We start from the raw sequence: 17,399 nt of genomic DNA, 5'->3' as shown, positions 1-17,399 counted from the left end.
AACCCTTTTTACAGTCGCACGTTCCGGGTCGCGGCCTTGCCCCGTTACCCGCCCTGTCATCTGCAGTGATTTAAGGTTCCCTTGCAGAGGACGTTAATGTATTTTTATTCACTATTACTGCATGAATATGGATACATCCTAACCCAAGGACCGCCAACAGTGAAGACAAAATTACCGCCTTTTATTGAACTGTACCGCCAGTTAATCGCCACACCGTCGATCAGCGCAACCGATGCCGCACTGGATCAGAGTAATGAAACTTTAATCAATTTGCTGGCCGGCTGGTTCCGCGACCTCGGCTTCAGCGTTGAAGTACAGCCAGTGCCCGGCACCCGCAATAAATTTAATATGCTGGCGCGTACCGGAAGCGGTGCGGGCGGCCTGCTGCTAGCAGGTCATACCGATACCGTTCCTTTTGACGATGGCCGCTGGACACGCGATCCCTTTACCCTGACCGAGCACGACAACAAGCTCTATGGCCTGGGCACGGCAGACATGAAAGGCTTCTTCGCCTTTATTCTCGATACGCTGCGCGATGTGGATGTCAGCACGCTGAGCAAGCCGCTCTATATCCTCGCTACGGCCGATGAAGAGACCACCATGGCTGGCGCCAAATATTTTTCTGAGTCGACGCAGCTGCGTCCCGACTGCGCCATCATCGGTGAACCAACCTCACTTAAACCGGTGCGTGCGCACAAAGGTCACCTGTCGAATGTGATCCGTATCGAGGGAAAATCGGGCCACTCCAGCGATCCCGCACGTGGCGTTAACGCCATTGAACTGATGCATGAGTCGATCACCCATCTGATGCAACTGCGCAATACGCTGCAGGAGCGTTATCACCATGACGGCTTTGCCATCCCCTATCCCACCATGAATTTCGGCCATATTCATGGCGGTGACGCCGCTAACCGTATCTGTGCCTGCTGTGAACTGCATATGGATATCCGTCCGCTGCCTGGTCTGTCGCTGAACGATCTCGATGGGCTACTGAACGAGGCGCTGGCACCGGTCAGTGCGCGCTGGCCGGGCCGTGTCACGGTTGCCGAGTTGCATCCGCCGATTCCTGGCTACGAGTGTCCGGCAGATCATGAACTGGTTAGTGTGGTCGAGAAATTGCTGGGTATACCCACTGAGGTGGTGAACTACTGCACCGAAGCGCCTTTTATTCAGCAGCTCTGCCCAACGCTGGTACTGGGCCCGGGGTCGATTGAGCAGGCACATCAGCCAGACGAATTTATTGATACTGCATTTATTAAGCCGACAAGGGCGCTTATCAGTCAGGTTGTGCAGCATTTTTGCCACTGATTAACAGCAAATGGGGCATTTCACTGCATTAACAGTAAAATGCCCCTTCATTCTGCGGGATTTAGCAATAAGAATAACTTATCCCGCTTTGTTCCCGATAAATTCTACGAATTTCCGTTATTTAGCCACACCTTCAGCGCACTTTAACGCATTTGACGAACGCAACATTACGTGGCTAGATAAAAGACGATGTTATGCCCACCGGGTGATTATCCAGAGCGTTTCAGAATGTGGACAGGCGGCAACGGAGCCGGTTCCCTGTAGATTAGGGGGAACATGGCGTTGCTGATTTTTCTGCTGCCTGAAAGGTCGGGTGTAGAAGTTTTTCAAGACGATAAGGGTGTCAGGGTCCAATGAACGAACAATATTCCGCAATGCGAAGTAATGTCAGTATGCTCGGCAAACTGCTCGGGGATACGATTAAGGATGCACTGGGAGAGAACATCCTCGACCAGGTGGAAACCATCCGTAAGCTCTCCAAGTCATCCCGTGCAGGAAATGACACTCATCGTAAAGAACTGCTCAATACGCTGCAGAACCTCTCCAACGAGGAGCTTCTGCCGGTTGCACGCGCTTTTAGCCAGTTTCTGAACCTCACCAACGTGGCTGAGCAGTATCAGACCATCTCGCAAAGTGGCGAGGGTGAGAACCATCCCGAACTGCTGAAAAAGACCTTTGATACCCTGAAGCAGCAGAAAGATATCAGCGAAAGCGACATCCTTGCGGCCATTGAGTCGCTGTCGCTGGAACTGGTGCTGACGGCTCACCCGACTGAAATCACCCGCCGTACGCTGATTCACAAGCTGGTCGAAGTTAACAGCTGCCTGAAACAGCTCGATCACAGCGACGTCTCCGACTACGAACGTAACCAGATTATGCGCCGTCTGCGTCAGCTGGTGGCACAGGCGTGGCACACCGATGAGATCCGCAAATATCGTCCGACCCCTATCGACGAAGCCAAATGGGGCTTTGCCGTGGTGGAGAATAGCCTGTGGGAAGGCGTACCCGCTTTCCTGCGTGAGCTGAACGAGCAGGTAGAAGAGGCGTTCGGCATTAAGCTGCCGGTCGATTTCGTGCCGGTTCAGTTCACCTCATGGATGGGTGGCGACCGCGACGGTAACCCTAACGTTACGGCGGCGATTACCCGCCACGTTATGCAGCTGAGTCGCTGGAAAGCCACTGACCTGTTCCTGCGCGATATCGGCGTATTGATCTCTGAGTTGTCGATGTCAGAGTGCACTGAAGAGATCCGGGAACTCAGCGGCGATCCGGAAGCGCTTGAACCTTATCGTATGATCCTGAAACGTCTGCGCAGCCAGTTAATGACTACCCAGTCATTCCTGGAACGTCGCCTGAAAGGTGAACGTCTGCCGCGCCCGGCCGATCTGCTGGTCTCCAACGATCAGCTGTGGGATCCGCTGTTTGCCATCTATCAGTCACTGCAAAAGTGCGGCATGGGCATTATCGCCAACGGTCAGTTGCTTGATACGCTGCGCCGCGTGAAATGCTTCGGCGTGCCGCTGGTGCGTATCGATCTGCGTCAGGAGAGTACCCGTCACACCGAAGCGATTGCTGAAGTGACCCGCTATCTGGGCCTCGGCGATTATGAAAGCTGGTCCGAAGCGGACAAGCAGGCCTTCCTGATCCGTGAACTGAACTCCAAGCGTCCGCTGCTGCCTCGCAGCTGGGAGCCCAGCGATGAAACGCGTGAAGTGCTGGAGACCTGTCGCGTCGCGGCTGAAGCGCCACAGGGTTCTATCGCCGCCTATGTTATCTCTATGGCGAAAACCCCTTCTGACGTGCTGGCCGTGCATCTGCTGCTGAAAGAAGCAGGCATCGGCTATGCCATGCCGGTTGCACCGCTGTTTGAAACGCTTGATGACCTGAATAACGCCAATGACGTGATGAGCCAGCTGCTGAGCATCGACTGGTATCGCGGCTTAATTCAGGGCAAACAGATGGTGATGATTGGCTATTCTGACTCGGCGAAAGACGCCGGTGTGATGGCCGCCAGCTGGGCGCAATATCAGGCACAGGATGCCCTGATTAAAACCTGTGAGAAGGCCGGGATTTCACTGACGCTGTTCCACGGACGCGGCGGCAGCATTGGCCGTGGCGGCGCACCCGCCCATGCAGCGCTGCTGTCGCAACCACCAGGCAGCCTGCGCGGCGGTCTGCGCGTGACCGAACAGGGCGAGATGATCCGCTTTAAATATGGTTTACCCGCCGTCACCATCGCCAGCCTGTCGCTCTACACCGGCGCAATTCTGGAAGCGAACCTGATGCCGCCGCCGGAGCCAAAACGCGAATGGCGCGACATTATGGATCAGCTCTCCGCCGACTCCTGTGCGATGTATCGCGGTTATGTGCGTGAAAATGCTGACTTCGTCCCCTATTTCCGCTCAGCGACACCAGAGCAGGAGCTGGGTAAATTACCGCTGGGCTCACGTCCCGCCAAACGCCGACCTACCGGCGGCGTAGAGTCGCTGCGTGCGATTCCATGGATTTTCGCCTGGACGCAGAACCGTCTGATGCTGCCTGCGTGGCTGGGTGCCGGTGCGGCCCTGCAACAGGCGATGGCCGCCGGTCATCAGGATCAGCTGGAAGCGATGTGCCGCGACTGGCCATTCTTCTCTACCCGTCTGGGTATGCTGGAGATGGTATTCTCAAAAGCGGACCTGTGGCTGGCGGAATATTACGATCAGCGTCTGGTCGAGAAATCACTCTGGCCGCTGGGCAAACAGCTGCGCGATCAGCTTGATGCGGATATCAAAGCGGTACTGACCATTGCCAATGACTCACACCTGATGGCCGATCAGCCGTGGATTGCCGAGTCAATTGCACTGCGTAACGTCTATACCGATCCGCTCAACGTACTCCAGGCCGAACTGCTGCATCGTTCGCGCGCGCGGGAAGCGAGTGGCGATGAACCGGATGCCCGCGTTGAGCAGGCGCTGATGGTGACCATTGCCGGTGTCGCGGCAGGCATGCGCAATACCGGTTAATGGTGGTGCAGTAAAAACAAAAAAAGTCGGGACTCTCCCGACTTTTTTATTGGCTGAAGCAGAGCGGTTAAGCCGCAGCAGCAGCAGGACGCACGCCCAGGGTGTGACAAATGGCGTAACTCATTTCGGCACGGTTCAGCGTGTAGAAATGGAAATCCTTCACCCCTTCGCGTGACAGGATTTTCACCATATCCATCGCGATATTGGCTCCCACCATTTTCCGCGTTTCCGGATCATCATCCAGACCGGCGAACATCGCGCTCATCCAGCCCGGCACGCGCACATTGGTCAGCGTGGCAAAGCGTTGCAGCTGTTTAAAGTTAGAGACCGGCAGAATGCCCGGCACAATTTCCACGTCAATGCCGGTCGCGACACAGCGATCGCGGAAACGTAGATAACTTTCAACGTCGAAGAAAAACTGGGTAATAGCCCGGTTGGCACCTGCATCGATTTTTCGCTTCAGGTTAATCAGATCGGCCTGGGCGCTTTTCGCTTCGGGATGGACTTCCGGATAGGCCGCAACCGAAATATCAAAATCACCCACCTCTTTCAGCAGCGAAACCAGATCGCTGCCGTACATTTCTGGCTTACCGCTGCCTGGGGGCAGATCGCCGCGCAGCGCCACAATGTGACGGATGCCGTTGTTCCAGTAATCCTGAGCGATGGTGCGCAGTTCATCGCGCGTGGCATCGACACAGGTCAGATGGGGAGCAGCTTCCAGACCGGTGCGATCTTTAATGCCTTTGATAATGCTATGGGTGCGATCACGTTCACCTGAGTTCGCACCGTAGGTCACAGAAACGAATTTCGGTTTCAGACTGCTCAGGCGATCGATAGAGGTCCACAGGGTCTCTTCCATGTCGCTGGTACGAGGCGGAAAGAACTCAAATGAAACATTAATTTGCCCGTTCAGCTCAGCCAGGCTCTGGTTTAGCGCTTCGCGCTGATTGGCATGAAAGAAACTCATCCTGCACCCTCATCGATTAACAATCGGCCTGTGAACATCTACACGTTTAGACGTCCAGATGTTCAAAATGACGTAATCTGACTGTGCCGTCAACTTAAAAATGGTCAACAGTCGTGATCAATTTTCAATCAACATGAAGGCGATTCAACAGGGGAGCGATAACGCATTGAAAACAGGCGCCGAAGCGCCTGAGGAGGAGGAGTTACAGCAGTTGTGCGAGGCGATTAATATCTGACTGGATAGCGCCTGCGGTGACATCCCGGCCTGCGCCCGGTCCGCGGATCACCAGTGGATTATCGCGGTACCAGCGGCTCTCAATCGCAAAGACGTTGTCGCACGGCAGCAGTGAGGCCAGCGGATGTTCCGGGCGCACCGCTTCAACACCCACGCGCGCCTTACCGTTGGCATCAAACCGGGCAACGTAACGCAGCACCAGGTCCATCTCCTGCGCGGCTTCGAGCCGTTGCAGCATCTGCTCATTCAGCTCTTCGCCATTTTCAAAGAAGTGGTCGACAGATCCCTGCTGACAGTTACTGGGCACCAGCGATTCAACCCGCACCTGATCCGGCTCGATGTTGTAGCCTGCCTCACGCGCCAGGATAACCAGCTTGCGCATCACATCCTGACCCGAGAGATCGGCGCGCGGGTCGGGCTCGGTCAGGCCCTGCTGCCACGCCTGATCCACCAGCTCGGTAAAGGGTACCGTGCCATCAAACTGCAGGAACAGCCAAGACAGCGTGCCGGAGAAGATCCCGCTGATCGCCAGGATGGTATCGCCGCTGTCGCGCAGATCGCGCACCGTGTAGTTGATCGGCAGACCTGCGCCAACGGTGGCGTTATAGAGCCAGTGACGTCCGGTTTTGGTAAAGGCATCGCGGATCTGGCGCCAGGTCTGACTGTCAGACGCTCCCGCGACCTTATTGGCGCTGATAACGTGAAAACCGTGACTGGCGAAGTCGAGATACTGCTGCGCCAGCGGTGTGCTGGCAGTGACATCCAGCACCACCAGGTCATCAAACGGGTGAGCACGCATCCACAGGAACAGCGACTCTTCATCGCGCTCTACCGCTTCATCATCAAAGAAGGCGAGTGCCCGGCTGGCTTCCAGCCCGTCATAGCTCAGCAGGCTGCGACGGCTGTCCGCGACGCCCGCCAGCACAAATTCAAAGCCGGTACGCGCTGACAGCGTTTCCTGATCGCGGGCAAACAGCTCCAGCCAGCGTGAACCGATATTGCCTTTGCCAAACAGCATCAGACCGATGCGCTTTTCTGCCCGGAACAGCGACTGATGCAATCCCTGAATCAGATGCTGAGTCGGGCCGACGCGCAGCACTGCGACCACGCTGATGTGCTCTTCTGACTGCCAGATGAACTCAATTGGCTGATCCTTTAACTGCTGCCAGAAGCGATGGGTATGCAGCGGATTGCGGGTAACGCCTGCGCCAACCAGCGCCACCAGCGCCAGGCCGTCGCGCAGCTGCAGATGGCCCGGTAAACCGGCATCCTGTAGCAGCGTAAAGGCGCTGTTTACCACTTCGGCGGTGTAACAGAGCTGCAGCAATTGACGATCGGGATGAACGCCAAACGCCAGCGGACGCAGCTGCGCGCGCTTCAGCAACAGGTCGATCTCTTTGTGCAGGATGGCGAAGTCATGCTGCTCTGGCAGCTGAATCTCAATCAGGCAAACATCATCATGGCTGGTGACGATACGCGCGCCCGTCCCGGAGGCCAGCACGCGCTCAATGCGGGTTGAGCCCTGCTCCGGCTGATAACTGCAGCGCAGTTGCAGGTCGATATCGCTGCCTGAAACCGGCTGCAGAGTACGGGTGTGGAGAACCGGTGCAGCCAGGCGCGCCAGCTCGCTGGCTTCATCCAGCCTTAACAGCGGCAGCAGACAGGCATCAGAGACTTTACGGGGATCGGCACTGTAGACACCCGCCACATCGCTCCAGATGGTCACCCGCCCGACACCCGCCAGTGCGCCAATCTGCGTGGCAGAATAGTCGGAACCGTTACGGCCAAGCAGGACGGTTTCACCGGCGTCGTTGCGGCTGATAAATCCGGTCACCACAATGCGCTTGTGCGGATGTTGCGCCAGTAGAGTCTGTAGCAGTGGCCAGGACTTCCCTTCATCTACCTGCGGTTGTGCGGCACGTTCAGCGCGCAAAAACTCACGCGCATCCAGCCAGCAGGCCTGAAGGTCACGCTGGCTCAGTACCGCTGACATCAGGCGTGCCGACCAGACTTCACCGTGACCGACCACTTCGGCATAGACCGCATCGGTGATCGGCGCATCCAGCAGTGCGGCGAGCTTTTCCAGATCACGGATAAACGCGGTGATTAAAGGTTCTGCGACCTCAGCAGGCAGCAGCGCACTGATCAGTTCGCTCTGGTAGCGCCGTAAGGCCTGTTGCACCTGATGCGCAGAGAGCCGATCGCTCTGGCTCAGCTTCAGCCAGCTAATCAGCTGGTTGGTGGTTGAGCCTGCCGCAGAGACCACCATCAGGTCGCCCGGCTGGCTGTAGTCCGCCATAATACCGGCAACGCGCTGATAGCAGCGCGCATCGGCCAGGCTGCTGCCGCCAAACTTATGCAACTGCCTGATGTTCGGCGTTCCCGCGCCTGCTGAAATCGTCATGCTTAACCCTCGGCTGCGACCCGGAATGCATTATCCAGATCGGCAATTAAATCTTCGTGATCTTCAATACCGACAGAAACCCGCAGCAGCGTATCGGAAATGCCCGCTGCCGCGCGTGCTTCTGCCGACATCCCCGCGTGCGTCATGGTGGCGGTATGGGAGATCAGACTCTCTACTCCGCCCAGCGATTCCGCCAGCGTAAATAGCTGCAGTGCTTTCAGGAAGCGACGCAGCAGCGCCTCATCACCGTCGACCTCGAAACTCAGCATGGCGCCAAAGCCGCGCTGCTGACGTACTGCATGTTCGTGTCCGGCGTTTTCCGGCAGCGAAGGATGATACAACTTTTTCACCAGTTTCTGCTGCTTCAGATACTCTACAATCGCGAGTGCGTTGCGTTGTGCGGCTGCAATCCGCGGTGAAAGCGTACGGATTCCGCGCAGCAGCAGATAACTGTCAAACGCTGCTCCTGTCACACCAATGTTATTTGCCCACCAGGCCAGGTCGGTAGCGAGTTGCGGATCTTTGGCGATGACCGCGCCCGCCACGACATCGGAGTGGCCATTGAGGTATTTGGTACAGGAGTGGATCACCAGGTCCGCACCCAGCGCCAGAGGATTCTGCAGCGCCGGACTCATAAAGGTGTTGTCCACCACGCTGATGGCACCCGCAGCACGCGCAGCGGCGCAAATCGCGCTGATATCTACCACGCGCAGCAGCGGATTGCTGGGGCTTTCAATCAGCACCAGTTTTGGGTTTTCATCCAGAGCGGCCTGCAGCGCTACCGGATCACCCTGGTCGACAAATTTCACCCGATAGGCGCCGCGCTTACTCAGGCTGTCAAACAGCCGATAGCTGCCGCCATAACAGTCATGTGGCGCGACCAGCAGATCGCCAGGCTTCAGAAACACCGTCGTGACCAGGTGAATCGCCGACATCCCGGTATTGGTTAATACCGCGCCCGCTCCCCCTTCCAGTTCTGCCAGCGTACGCTGTACGACATCACGAGTGGGGTTGCCACGACGGGAGTAGTCATGCGCACGAGGCTCATTGAAATCCAGGAAGTTATAGGTGGTAGAGAGGTGGATTGGCGGGACAACGCAGCCATATTGCTCGTCATCATTCAAACCGCTGCGCACTGCGATGGTTGCCGGTTTACGCGTCATGAGCGAATTGTTCCTGAAGAGTGAATAAAATGTAGGCCACAGGATATCACCCTCTAATTAGACGTCAATACATCTGGACATCTAAATGTCTTTGCGTATAGATTGAGCAAAACCGCAATAACCGCTAAAATTATGCGTCATCGCCTGGCGTTCCCCTCTGTGAGACAGAGGCAGTGAGCGAAGAAAACCCGCCATATCAGGGGTCAGGCAGGAAAAAATCAGGCATAATCCGCTGATTTCCTAACATTTAACGTTTATTAATTAAGGTAACCCATGGCTGAATGGAACGGCGAATATATCAGCCCGTACGCTGAGCACGGTAAGAAGAGCGAGCAGGTCAAGAAGATCACAGTATCTATCCCATTGAGCGTGCTGAAGATTTTAACGGATGAGCGTACCCGTCGTCAGGTGAACAACCTGCGTCACGCCACCAACAGCGAGCTGCTTTGCGAAGCCTTTTTACATGCCTTTACGGGCCAACCGCTGCCGGATGACGTCGACCTGCGCAAAGAGCGTAGTGATGAAATTCCGGAAGAAGCAAAAGCAATCATGCGCCAGATGGGTGTCGATCCGGATACCTGGGAGTATTGATCTTTCAGCCATAAAAAAACCCAGCCGAAGCTGGGTTTTTTCTTGCCGCCGAACCCGCAGGTTCAGGTGCCTTTTAATCTTATTTTTTAGCGCCTGGCACGCTGAAACGCTTGTTAAAGCGGTCAACACGGCCACCAGTTGCCACTTCACGCTGCTTACCGGTATAGAACGGGTGGCATTTGCCACAAACGTCCAGGTTCAGTTCGTGAGTCAGTGTTGAACGGGTGTGGATCTCGTTGCCGCAGGTACATTTGATAGTAACTGCTTCGTATTTCGGGTGAATACCTTGTTTCATGGGAAACCTCATTGAAGGCCGTGTCGCTCTCCGTGCCAGGCTTTAACCTGCACAGCACCACACGCGATTGAACATTATAGGGTGTACTCCGGCCAGATATTTCTCACCGAAGGCGGCATATTATACAGGTAAGTTTCGATTGCTGCAAATATCTGCTGAGATACCCGCCATCAGGGTCAGCGTGTACACTAGCTTCCCCGATCATTGAGCCGGAAAGAGAGAGTTATGCCCGTAGTCCAGGTCGCCCTGCCCGTCCCCTTGCCCCGCCTGTTTGATTATCTGCCGCCACAGGGCGCGCAGCCGGTCATTGGTGGTCGCGTGAGTGTGCCCTTTGGCAATCGCAGGATGATCGGGATTGTGGTCGCCTTTCGTGAGAGCAGCGATCTGCCGGAAGCACAACTCAAGCGCGTGATTGAGGTGCTGGATAGTGAATCCCTCTATCCAGCATCGCTGTGGCGCATCCTTAACTGGGCCGCCAGCTATTATCATTCGCCGCAGGGAGAGGTACTGAGCCATGCTATTCCGGTACTGCTGCGTCAGGGCAAAGCGGCGCAGGACAATCCCTTATGGCGCTGGGAAATCACCGAGCAGGGTCGGGCGACTGCGCCGGAAAGTTTAAAGCGGGCACCGAAACAGCAGCAGGCGCTGGCTGCACTGCGGCAGCAACCGCTTTATCGTCATCAGGTCAGTGAACATGACCTCACGGATGCGACGCTGCAGGCGCTGCGCGCTAAAGGGTTATGCGAACTGCATGAGCATCAGCCGCAGATGCACGACTGGCGTACCACTTATGCCGTAAAAGGCGAACGTCTGCGGCTGAATACCGATCAGGCGATGGCCGTGGGTGCGATTCGGGCAGATGATGAACATTACGCAGCCTGGCTGCTGGCGGGCATCACGGGTTCAGGCAAAACCGAGGTTTACCTCAGCGTGCTGGAAAATGTGCTGGCACGCGGTAAACAGGCGCTGGTGCTGGTACCGGAGATTGGCCTGACCCCGCAAACTATCGCCCGTTTTCGCGAACGTTTTGATGCGCCCATTGATGTGCTGCACTCCGCATTAAATGACAGTGAGCGGCTGGCGGTCTGGTTACGTGCGCGGCGCGGCGAAACGGCGATTGTGATTGGCACCCGATCGGCGCTGTTTACGCCACTGGCCCGTCCTGGCGTAATTATTATCGATGAAGAGCATGACAGCTCCTATAAACAGCAGGAAGGCTGGCGCTATCAGGCGCGCGATCTGGCCGTCTTCCGCGCACATGAAGAGGATATCCCGATTGTTATGGGATCGGCGACACCTGCTCTGGAGACGCTGCACAATGTCCGCAGCGGCAAGTATCGCCAGCTCGACCTGACAAAACGCGCCGGCAATGCCAGACCGGCACTGCAACAGCTTATCGACTTAAAAGGTGTGCAGCTGATCGGCGGTCTGGCACCGGGCCTGATTGGTAAAATGCGCCAGCATCTGCAGGCCGATAATCAGGTGCTGCTGTTTCTTAACCGCCGCGGCTTTTCGCCCGCCCTGCTCTGTCATGATTGCGGCTGGATTGCTGAGTGTACCCGCTGTGACCGCTACTACACGCTGCATCAGCACCATCGCCAGCTACGCTGCCACCATTGCGACAGCCAGCGTCCGCTGCCTAATCAATGCCCGCAGTGTGGTTCAACCCATTTGCTGCCGGTAGGCGTCGGGACTGAGCAACTGGAGCAGCAGCTCGGCACACTTTTCCCTGGCGTGCCGGTGTCGCGAATCGATCGTGATACCACCAGCCGCAAAGGTGCGCTGGAGCAGCATCTGGCTGACGTTCATCGCGGCGGCGCACGAATCCTTGTCGGCACCCAGATGCTGGCCAAAGGCCACCACTTCCCCGATGTTACGCTGGTGTCGCTGCTGGATGTCGATGGTGCGCTGTTCTCAGCCGATTTTCGTGCGGCGGAACGCTTCGCTCAGCTCTACACCCAGGTCGCCGGTCGTGCTGGCCGTGCCGGCAAACAGGGCGAGGTGTTGCTGCAGACTCACCATCCGGAACATCCGCTGCTGCAGACGCTGTTGCACCAGGGCTATTCAGCGTTCGCCCAGCAGGCCTTACTGGAGCGACAGGCAGTCCATCTGCCGCCCTGGAGCCGCCATGCGCTGTTCCGCGCTGAAGATATGGATAACCAGCAGGCGGCGGAATTCCTGCAACAACTCCGTAATTTGCTGGAGGCAAGCCCGCTGAACGATAAGGCGATGTGGTTTATGGGTCCGTTGCCTGCACTGCAGCCAAAACGCAGTGGACGCTGGCGCTGGCAACTGCTGCTGCAGCATCCTTCCCGGCAGCGTCTGCAACAGTTGCTGAGCAGTTCGTTGCCGTTGGTTTCAACACTGCCCGCGGCGCGCAAAGTGAAATGGACGCTGGATATCGACCCTACCGAGAGCTGATTTAAGCTGACACTGCGAGCCAGATCGAAAAATGTCGCATAAGTCACAATTTTTATGCAAATTAAGTAACAACCAGCCGGGCAATCGTTAACAATGTTGCCCGGTTTGCCTTCAGGTCAGGCAGAAACAGAATTGAACGCGCCATAACGCGTCAGGAGCATGTGTTGGAGCAGAATCAACAACCGCCCGCCGCCACGATGAAAGATGTTGCGGAACATGCGGGCGTCTCAACCGCCACCGTATCGCGTGCGCTGATGAATCCGGAGAAGGTTTCTGCGGCCACCCGCCAGAAAGTCGAGCAGGCGGTTGCCGCCGTCGGCTACGCGGCACATGGCCCCACGCGCAACGCCCGTCGTAATGAGACGCGTACCATCCTGGTCATTGTCCCTGACATCTGCGATCCCTTCTTTAGTGAAATCATCCGAGGCGTTGAAGTTACGGCAGCCGAAGAGGGCTATCTGGTGCTGATTGGTGACTGCGCGCATCAGAATCAGCAGGAGAGAACTTTTCTCAACCTGATGGTGACGCGACAGATCGATGGCATGGTGCTGCTCGGCTCAAAGTTGCCTTTTGATGCCAGCATTGATGAGCAACGCAACTTGCCGCCTATGGTAATGGCGAATGAGTTTGCGCCGGAAATGTCACTGCCCACTGTCCACATCGATAACCTGACCGCCGCATTTGAAGCGGTAAATCATTTACTGCAGTTGGGTCACACACATATCGCCTGTATCGCCGGGCCGGAAGAGATGCCGCTCTGCCAGTATCGTTTGCAGGGGTATGTCCAGGCGATGCGTCGCAGCGGGCTGACGGTCGATCCTACCTATATTGTGCGCGGTGACTTCACATTTGAAGCGGGCGTTGCCGCCATGAATCAGCTGATGACCCTGCCGCAACCGCCGCGCGCGCTCTTCTGCCACAGCGATATTATGGCACTTGGGGCGATGAATCAGGCCCGGCGCTGCGGACTGCGGATACCGGAGGACCTCTCTGTGGTCGGATTCGATGACATTGAGCTATCACGTTACTGCGAGCCGCCGCTGACCACGGTCACGCAGCCACGTTACCAGATAGGCCGGGAAGCGATGCTTCTGCTGCTGGATGAGTTAAATGGCAAACGGGTCATCAGCGGATCGCGGCTGCTGGATGCCGGTTTAACCATTCGTGGCAGCACGGCGCGAGCAAAAAAGCGTGAAAAATAAGCGTATTTGTCTGATTTTTTCAGTAGATTCTTAAGGCGAACACTGCTGGTCAAAGTTCCGACCCTTAAGTAACATGGCGGACTCCTTGCCGGGCGCGTAAAAATCATCATTTCGCCCATCTGGCACTATTTTTGAAGGGTATAAGAACGAGAGTGGCACAAAAAGATTACGTAGGCCGCGGGCGTTCAACAGGGACGCGTCGCAAAAAAAGCCCCAGCCGTGGCAAGAAGAGCAAAGGCGGTTCGGGAACATCTAAATTGATGATTGTACTGGCGGTCGCAGTGTTGGTGACCTTTGCCGGTGGTTTATGGTTCCTGGCGCATCACAAAAAAGAGGACGTGCCGGTCATTACGGATCATAAAGCCAACGGCAATGGCCTGCCGCCGAAGCCAGAAGAGCGCTGGAAATATATTAAAGAGCTGGAGAACCGTCAGGTCACCGTGCCGACACCTATCGAACCCTCTTCGGGTGGCGAAGTGAAGTCGCAGACACAGCTGACCGACGAGCAGCGCCAGTTGCTGGAGCAGATGCAGGCGGATATGCGTCAGCAGCCGACGCAGCTCAACGAAGTGCCGTGGAACGAACAGACGCCGGCGCAACGTCAGCAGACACTGCAGCATCAGCAGCAGTTGCAACAACTGCAACGTCAGCAGCAGCAGGTTCAGCAACAACAGCAGCAGCAACAGGTTCAGCAGCAACGTCAGCAGTTGCAGGCTCAGCAGCAACAGCAACGCCAGCAGCAGTTGCAGCAACAACAACAGCGCCAGCAACAGCAGCAATTACAACAACAGCAACGTCAGCAGCAGCAGCAGCAGCAGCAGCAAAACGTACAGCGCCAGACGCAGCCAGCACCTGTTACGCGTGAACCGGAAGTGCAGTCAAAACCGCAGGATACCGTGAAGGCGAAACCGGCGGAGAAATCCTCTTCGCAGCGCTGGATGGTGCAGTGTGGTTCGTTTAAAGGCACTGACCAGGCTGAATCGGTGCGCGCAGGATTAGCCTTTGAAGGATTTGAAAGCCGTATTACCACCGGTGGCGGCTGGAATCGTGTGGTTATCGGTCCTTATAAAGACCGCGCCTCCGCTGACAGCACCCTGAAGCGCCTGCGCAGTTCCGGACACTCCAGCTGTATTCCGCTCTCCGTCGGGGGTTGAAACCCGTCAAACCCGCCCCATATCTGTTGCATGATACTCCGCGCCCGGTGCGCGGAGTCCTTTTCCGACTGCAACAAGGGGTCTGCCCGTGACAACAATAGTAAGTGTACGACGCAACGGCCAGGTAGTGATTGGCGGTGATGGCCAGGCTACGCTCGGCAATACCGTGATGAAAGGCAACGTTAAAAAAGTGCGTCGTTTATACAACGATAAAGTGATTGCCGGATTTGCTGGCGGCACCGCAGACGCCTTCACCCTGTTTGAACTTTTCGAACGTAAACTGGAAATGCATCAGGGCCATCTGGTGAAAGCTGCGGTGGAACTCGCCAAAGACTGGCGTACTGACCGTATGCTGCGTCGCCTTGAAGCCTTACTGGCCGTCGCAGATGAATCAGCTTCACTGATCATCAGCGGTAACGGTGACGTCATCCAGCCTGAAAACGATTTGATCGCCATCGGCTCCGGTGGGCCTTTCGCCCAGGCAGCGGCACGTGCGCTGCTGGAAAATACCGAGATGGGCGCACGCGACATCGTCGAAAAGTCGCTGAATATCGCGGGTGATATCTGCATCTACACTAACCACAACGTTAATTTCGAAGAATTAACGTCTAAGTCGTAAGGGTATAAATATGTCTGAGATGACTCCTCGCGAAATCGTCAGCGAACTGAACCGCTTTATCATCGGCCAGGACAGCGCTAAGCGCGCCGTGGCTATTGCACTGCGTAACCGCTGGCGCCGCATGCAGCTCGACGAAGAGCTGCGCCATGAAGTGACCCCTAAAAATATCCTGATGATCGGTCCGACCGGTGTCGGTAAAACCGAGATCGCGCGTCGTCTGGCTAAGCTGGCCAATGCGCCGTTTATCAAAGTAGAGGCGACCAAATTTACCGAAGTCGGTTATGTCGGTAAGGAAGTGGACTCTATCATTCGTGACCTGACCGATTCGGCCATTAAGATGGTGCGCAGTCAGGCGATTGAAAAGAACAAATATCGTGCCGAAGAGATGGCGGAAGAGCGCATTCTTGATGTGCTGATTCCACCAGCAAAAAACAACTGGGGCCAGTCAGAGCAGAGCGCTGAACCCTCTGCAGCACGCCAGTCGTTCCGCAAAAAGCTGCGCGAAGGCCAGCTGGACGATAAAGAGATTGAGATCGACCTGGCCGCCAGCAGCCCTGGCGTCGAAATCATGGCCCCTCCGGGCATGGAAGAGATGACCAGCCAGCTGCAGTCGATGTTCCAGAACCTCGGCGGCCAGAAGCAGAAAGCCCGCAAGCTGAAGATCAAAGAAGCGATGAAGCTGCTGATCGAAGAAGAAGCGGCCAAACTGGTTAACCCGGAAGAGCTTAAGCAGGACGCGATTGATGCCGTTGAGCAGCACGGTATCGTGTTTATCGATGAGATCGACAAAATCTGTAAGCGCGGCGGCCAGAATGCCGGCGGCCCGGATGTCTCACGCGAAGGCGTTCAGCGCGACCTGCTGCCGCTGGTGGAAGGCTGCACCGTCTCCACCAAGCATGGTATGGTGAAAACGGACCACATTCTGTTTATCGCCTCAGGCGCGTTCCAGGTTGCCAGCCCATCCGATCTGATCCCGGAACTGCAGGGTCGTCTGCCCATCCGTGTTGAGCTGCAGGCGCTGACCGTGAACGATTTCCAGCGCATCCTGACCGAGCCAAATGCCTCGATTACCGTGCAGTACAAAGCGCTGATGAATACCGAGGGCGTGAACATTGAGTTCACCGAAGAGGGTATTCGCCGGATCGCTGAAGCCGCATGGCAGGTCAACGAAACCACCGAAAACATCGGTGCGCGCCGTCTGCATACTGTGCTGGAGCGTCTGATGGAAGATATTTCGTATGACGCCAGCGATCGTCATGGTGAATCCGTTACCATCGATGCTGACTATGTCGGTAAACATCTGGATGAACTGGTGGCTGACGAAGACCTTAGCCGCTTCATTCTCTGATCCACTGATTCAGCGCTTTTCAGAAGCCCAGCCCACCCGGCTGGGCTTTTTTATGCATGTTCTTGATCGAACGATGCTTTTTTCATACTGATGATTTTGCCAACAATCTGCATATAGCGATATACTTACCCTTCCTGTGGCAAACAGACGAAACCCTTATGAAATACGATACATCTGAACTCTGCGATATCTACCATGAAGAAGTGAATGTTGTTGAACCGCTTTTTTCAAATTTTGGTGGGCGCACTTCATTCGGTGGTCAGATTACCACAGTGAAATGCTTTGAAGACAACGGCTTACTTTACGATCTGCTGGAAGAGAATGGCCGGGGTCGGGTACTGGTGATTGATGGCGGCGGCTCAGTGCGCCGTGCACTGGTGGATGCGCAGCTGGCACGTCTGGCGGCAACCAACGAGTGGGAAGGTCTGGTGATTTACGGTTCGGTACGCCAGGTTGATGAGCTGGAAGAGCTGGAGATTGGCATTCAGGCGATTGCCGCGATTCCGGCAGGCGCTGCGGGTGAAGGGATTGGCGAAAGCGATGTGCGCGTTAATTTCGGCGGCGTCACCTTCTTCTCCGGCGACCATCTCTATGCAGACAACACCGGTATCATTCTGTCAGAGGATGCGCTGGACCTCGAATAGGCCAGACATGAAAACGGGTGCCTGAGCACCCGTTTTTCACATCA

At 56.1% G+C, this 17,399-nt stretch carries 13 protein-coding genes; 9 read left to right on the top strand and 4 right to left on the bottom strand.

Annotation, left to right across the window (positions count from 1 at the left end; translation table 11 throughout):
- The first annotated feature begins 159 nt into the window (after positions 1–159).
- The gene (gene argE, locus AFL22_RS16650; RefSeq protein ID WP_031292638.1) at positions 160–1,308 is read left to right on the top strand and encodes an acetylornithine deacetylase; all 1,149 of its coding nucleotides are present in this window, start codon (positions 160–162) and stop codon (positions 1,306–1,308) included.
- A 353-nt stretch (positions 1,309–1,661) separates the two neighbouring features.
- Positions 1,662–4,313 (top strand): phosphoenolpyruvate carboxylase, encoded by a 2,652-nt coding sequence (gene ppc, locus AFL22_RS16645; RefSeq protein ID WP_052271783.1) that lies wholly within the window; start codon positions 1,662–1,664, stop codon positions 4,311–4,313.
- Positions 4,314–4,380: 67 nt separating this feature from the next.
- Here the strand turns inward: ppc and metF are convergent, their stop codons facing one another.
- From metF to metB, 3 genes are all read right to left on the bottom strand, one after another.
- Positions 4,381–5,280: a methylenetetrahydrofolate reductase gene (gene metF, locus AFL22_RS16640; RefSeq protein WP_010258148.1), complete on the bottom strand. Its 900-nt coding sequence runs from the start codon at positions 5,278–5,280 to the stop codon at positions 4,381–4,383.
- Positions 5,281–5,482: 202 nt separating this feature from the next.
- Positions 5,483–7,918, bottom strand: a complete 2,436-nt coding sequence (locus AFL22_RS16635; protein WP_010672066.1) for a bifunctional aspartate kinase/homoserine dehydrogenase II — start codon at positions 7,916–7,918, stop codon at positions 5,483–5,485.
- A 2-nt stretch (positions 7,919–7,920) separates the two neighbouring features.
- Positions 7,921–9,081, bottom strand: coding sequence for a cystathionine gamma-synthase (metB, locus tag AFL22_RS16630; protein WP_022624922.1), 1,161 nt, complete (start codon positions 9,079–9,081; stop codon positions 7,921–7,923).
- A 273-nt stretch (positions 9,082–9,354) separates the two neighbouring features.
- Between metB and metJ the strand changes: the two genes are divergently transcribed.
- Complete coding sequence (metJ, locus tag AFL22_RS16625) at positions 9,355–9,672, top strand: met regulon transcriptional regulator MetJ (protein ID WP_009088019.1); 318 nt, start codon at positions 9,355–9,357, stop codon at positions 9,670–9,672.
- A gap of 79 nt (positions 9,673–9,751) precedes the next feature.
- Here metJ and rpmE read toward each other — a convergent pair whose 3' ends face one another.
- Entirely contained in the window at positions 9,752–9,967 is a 216-nt protein-coding gene (rpmE, locus tag AFL22_RS16620; RefSeq protein ID WP_003851227.1) for a 50S ribosomal protein L31, read from the bottom strand.
- Positions 9,968–10,192: 225 nt separating this feature from the next.
- On the opposite strand from rpmE, the gene priA reads away from it, so the two are divergent.
- The 6 genes from priA to rraA all read left to right on the top strand — a co-directional run bounded on the left by priA (position 10,193) and on the right by rraA (position 17,355).
- Positions 10,193–12,388, top strand: a complete 2,196-nt coding sequence (priA, locus tag AFL22_RS16615; RefSeq protein ID WP_010258167.1) for a primosomal protein N' — start codon at positions 10,193–10,195, stop codon at positions 12,386–12,388.
- Between the two features lie 164 nt (positions 12,389–12,552).
- Positions 12,553–13,590: a DNA-binding transcriptional regulator CytR gene (gene cytR, locus AFL22_RS16610; RefSeq protein ID WP_010672069.1), complete on the top strand. Its 1,038-nt coding sequence runs from the start codon at positions 12,553–12,555 to the stop codon at positions 13,588–13,590.
- A gap of 152 nt (positions 13,591–13,742) precedes the next feature.
- A complete protein-coding gene (gene ftsN / locus AFL22_RS16605; protein WP_052271782.1) occupies positions 13,743–14,744 on the top strand; it encodes a cell division protein FtsN in 1,002 nt (333 codons plus the stop codon).
- An 88-nt stretch (positions 14,745–14,832) separates the two neighbouring features.
- On the top strand, positions 14,833–15,363 hold the full coding sequence (hslV, locus tag AFL22_RS16600) for an ATP-dependent protease subunit HslV (RefSeq protein WP_010258174.1): 531 nt from the start codon (positions 14,833–14,835) through the stop codon (positions 15,361–15,363).
- Between the two features lie 10 nt (positions 15,364–15,373).
- Positions 15,374–16,711, top strand: coding sequence for an HslU--HslV peptidase ATPase subunit (gene hslU, locus AFL22_RS16595; RefSeq protein WP_031591847.1), 1,338 nt, complete (start codon positions 15,374–15,376; stop codon positions 16,709–16,711).
- Between the two features lie 158 nt (positions 16,712–16,869).
- Positions 16,870–17,355, top strand: coding sequence for a ribonuclease E activity regulator RraA (gene rraA, locus AFL22_RS16590; protein WP_009088032.1), 486 nt, complete (start codon positions 16,870–16,872; stop codon positions 17,353–17,355).
- Positions 17,356–17,399: the final 44 nt, after the last annotated feature.

The sequence above is a fragment of the Pantoea sp. CFSAN033090 genome (genome assembly GCF_001264395.1).
GTDB lineage: Bacteria > Pseudomonadota > Gammaproteobacteria > Enterobacterales > Enterobacteriaceae > Pantoea > Pantoea agglomerans.
This window is presented reverse-complemented; position numbering and strand designations above follow the sequence as displayed.

Bases quoted from the DNA above. Each gene is read 5' to 3' on its own strand.
- ppc (WP_052271783.1), top strand. From the start codon at position 1,662: ATGAACGAACAATATTCCGCAATGCGAAGTAATGTCAGTATGCTCGGC.
- metF (WP_010258148.1), bottom strand. From the start codon at position 5,280: ATGAGTTTCTTTCATGCCAATCAGCGCGAAGCGCTAAACCAGAGCCTG.
- AFL22_RS16635 (WP_010672066.1), bottom strand. From the start codon at position 7,918: ATGACGATTTCAGCAGGCGCGGGAACGCCGAACATCAGGCAGTTGCAT.
- metB (WP_022624922.1), bottom strand. From the start codon at position 9,081: ATGACGCGTAAACCGGCAACCATCGCAGTGCGCAGCGGTTTGAATGAT.
- metJ (WP_009088019.1), top strand. From the start codon at position 9,355: ATGGCTGAATGGAACGGCGAATATATCAGCCCGTACGCTGAGCACGGT.
- rpmE (WP_003851227.1), bottom strand. From the start codon at position 9,967: ATGAAACAAGGTATTCACCCGAAATACGAAGCAGTTACTATCAAATGT.
- priA (WP_010258167.1), top strand. From the start codon at position 10,193: ATGCCCGTAGTCCAGGTCGCCCTGCCCGTCCCCTTGCCCCGCCTGTTT.
- hslU (WP_031591847.1), top strand. From the start codon at position 15,374: ATGTCTGAGATGACTCCTCGCGAAATCGTCAGCGAACTGAACCGCTTT.
- rraA (WP_009088032.1), top strand. From the start codon at position 16,870: ATGAAATACGATACATCTGAACTCTGCGATATCTACCATGAAGAAGTG.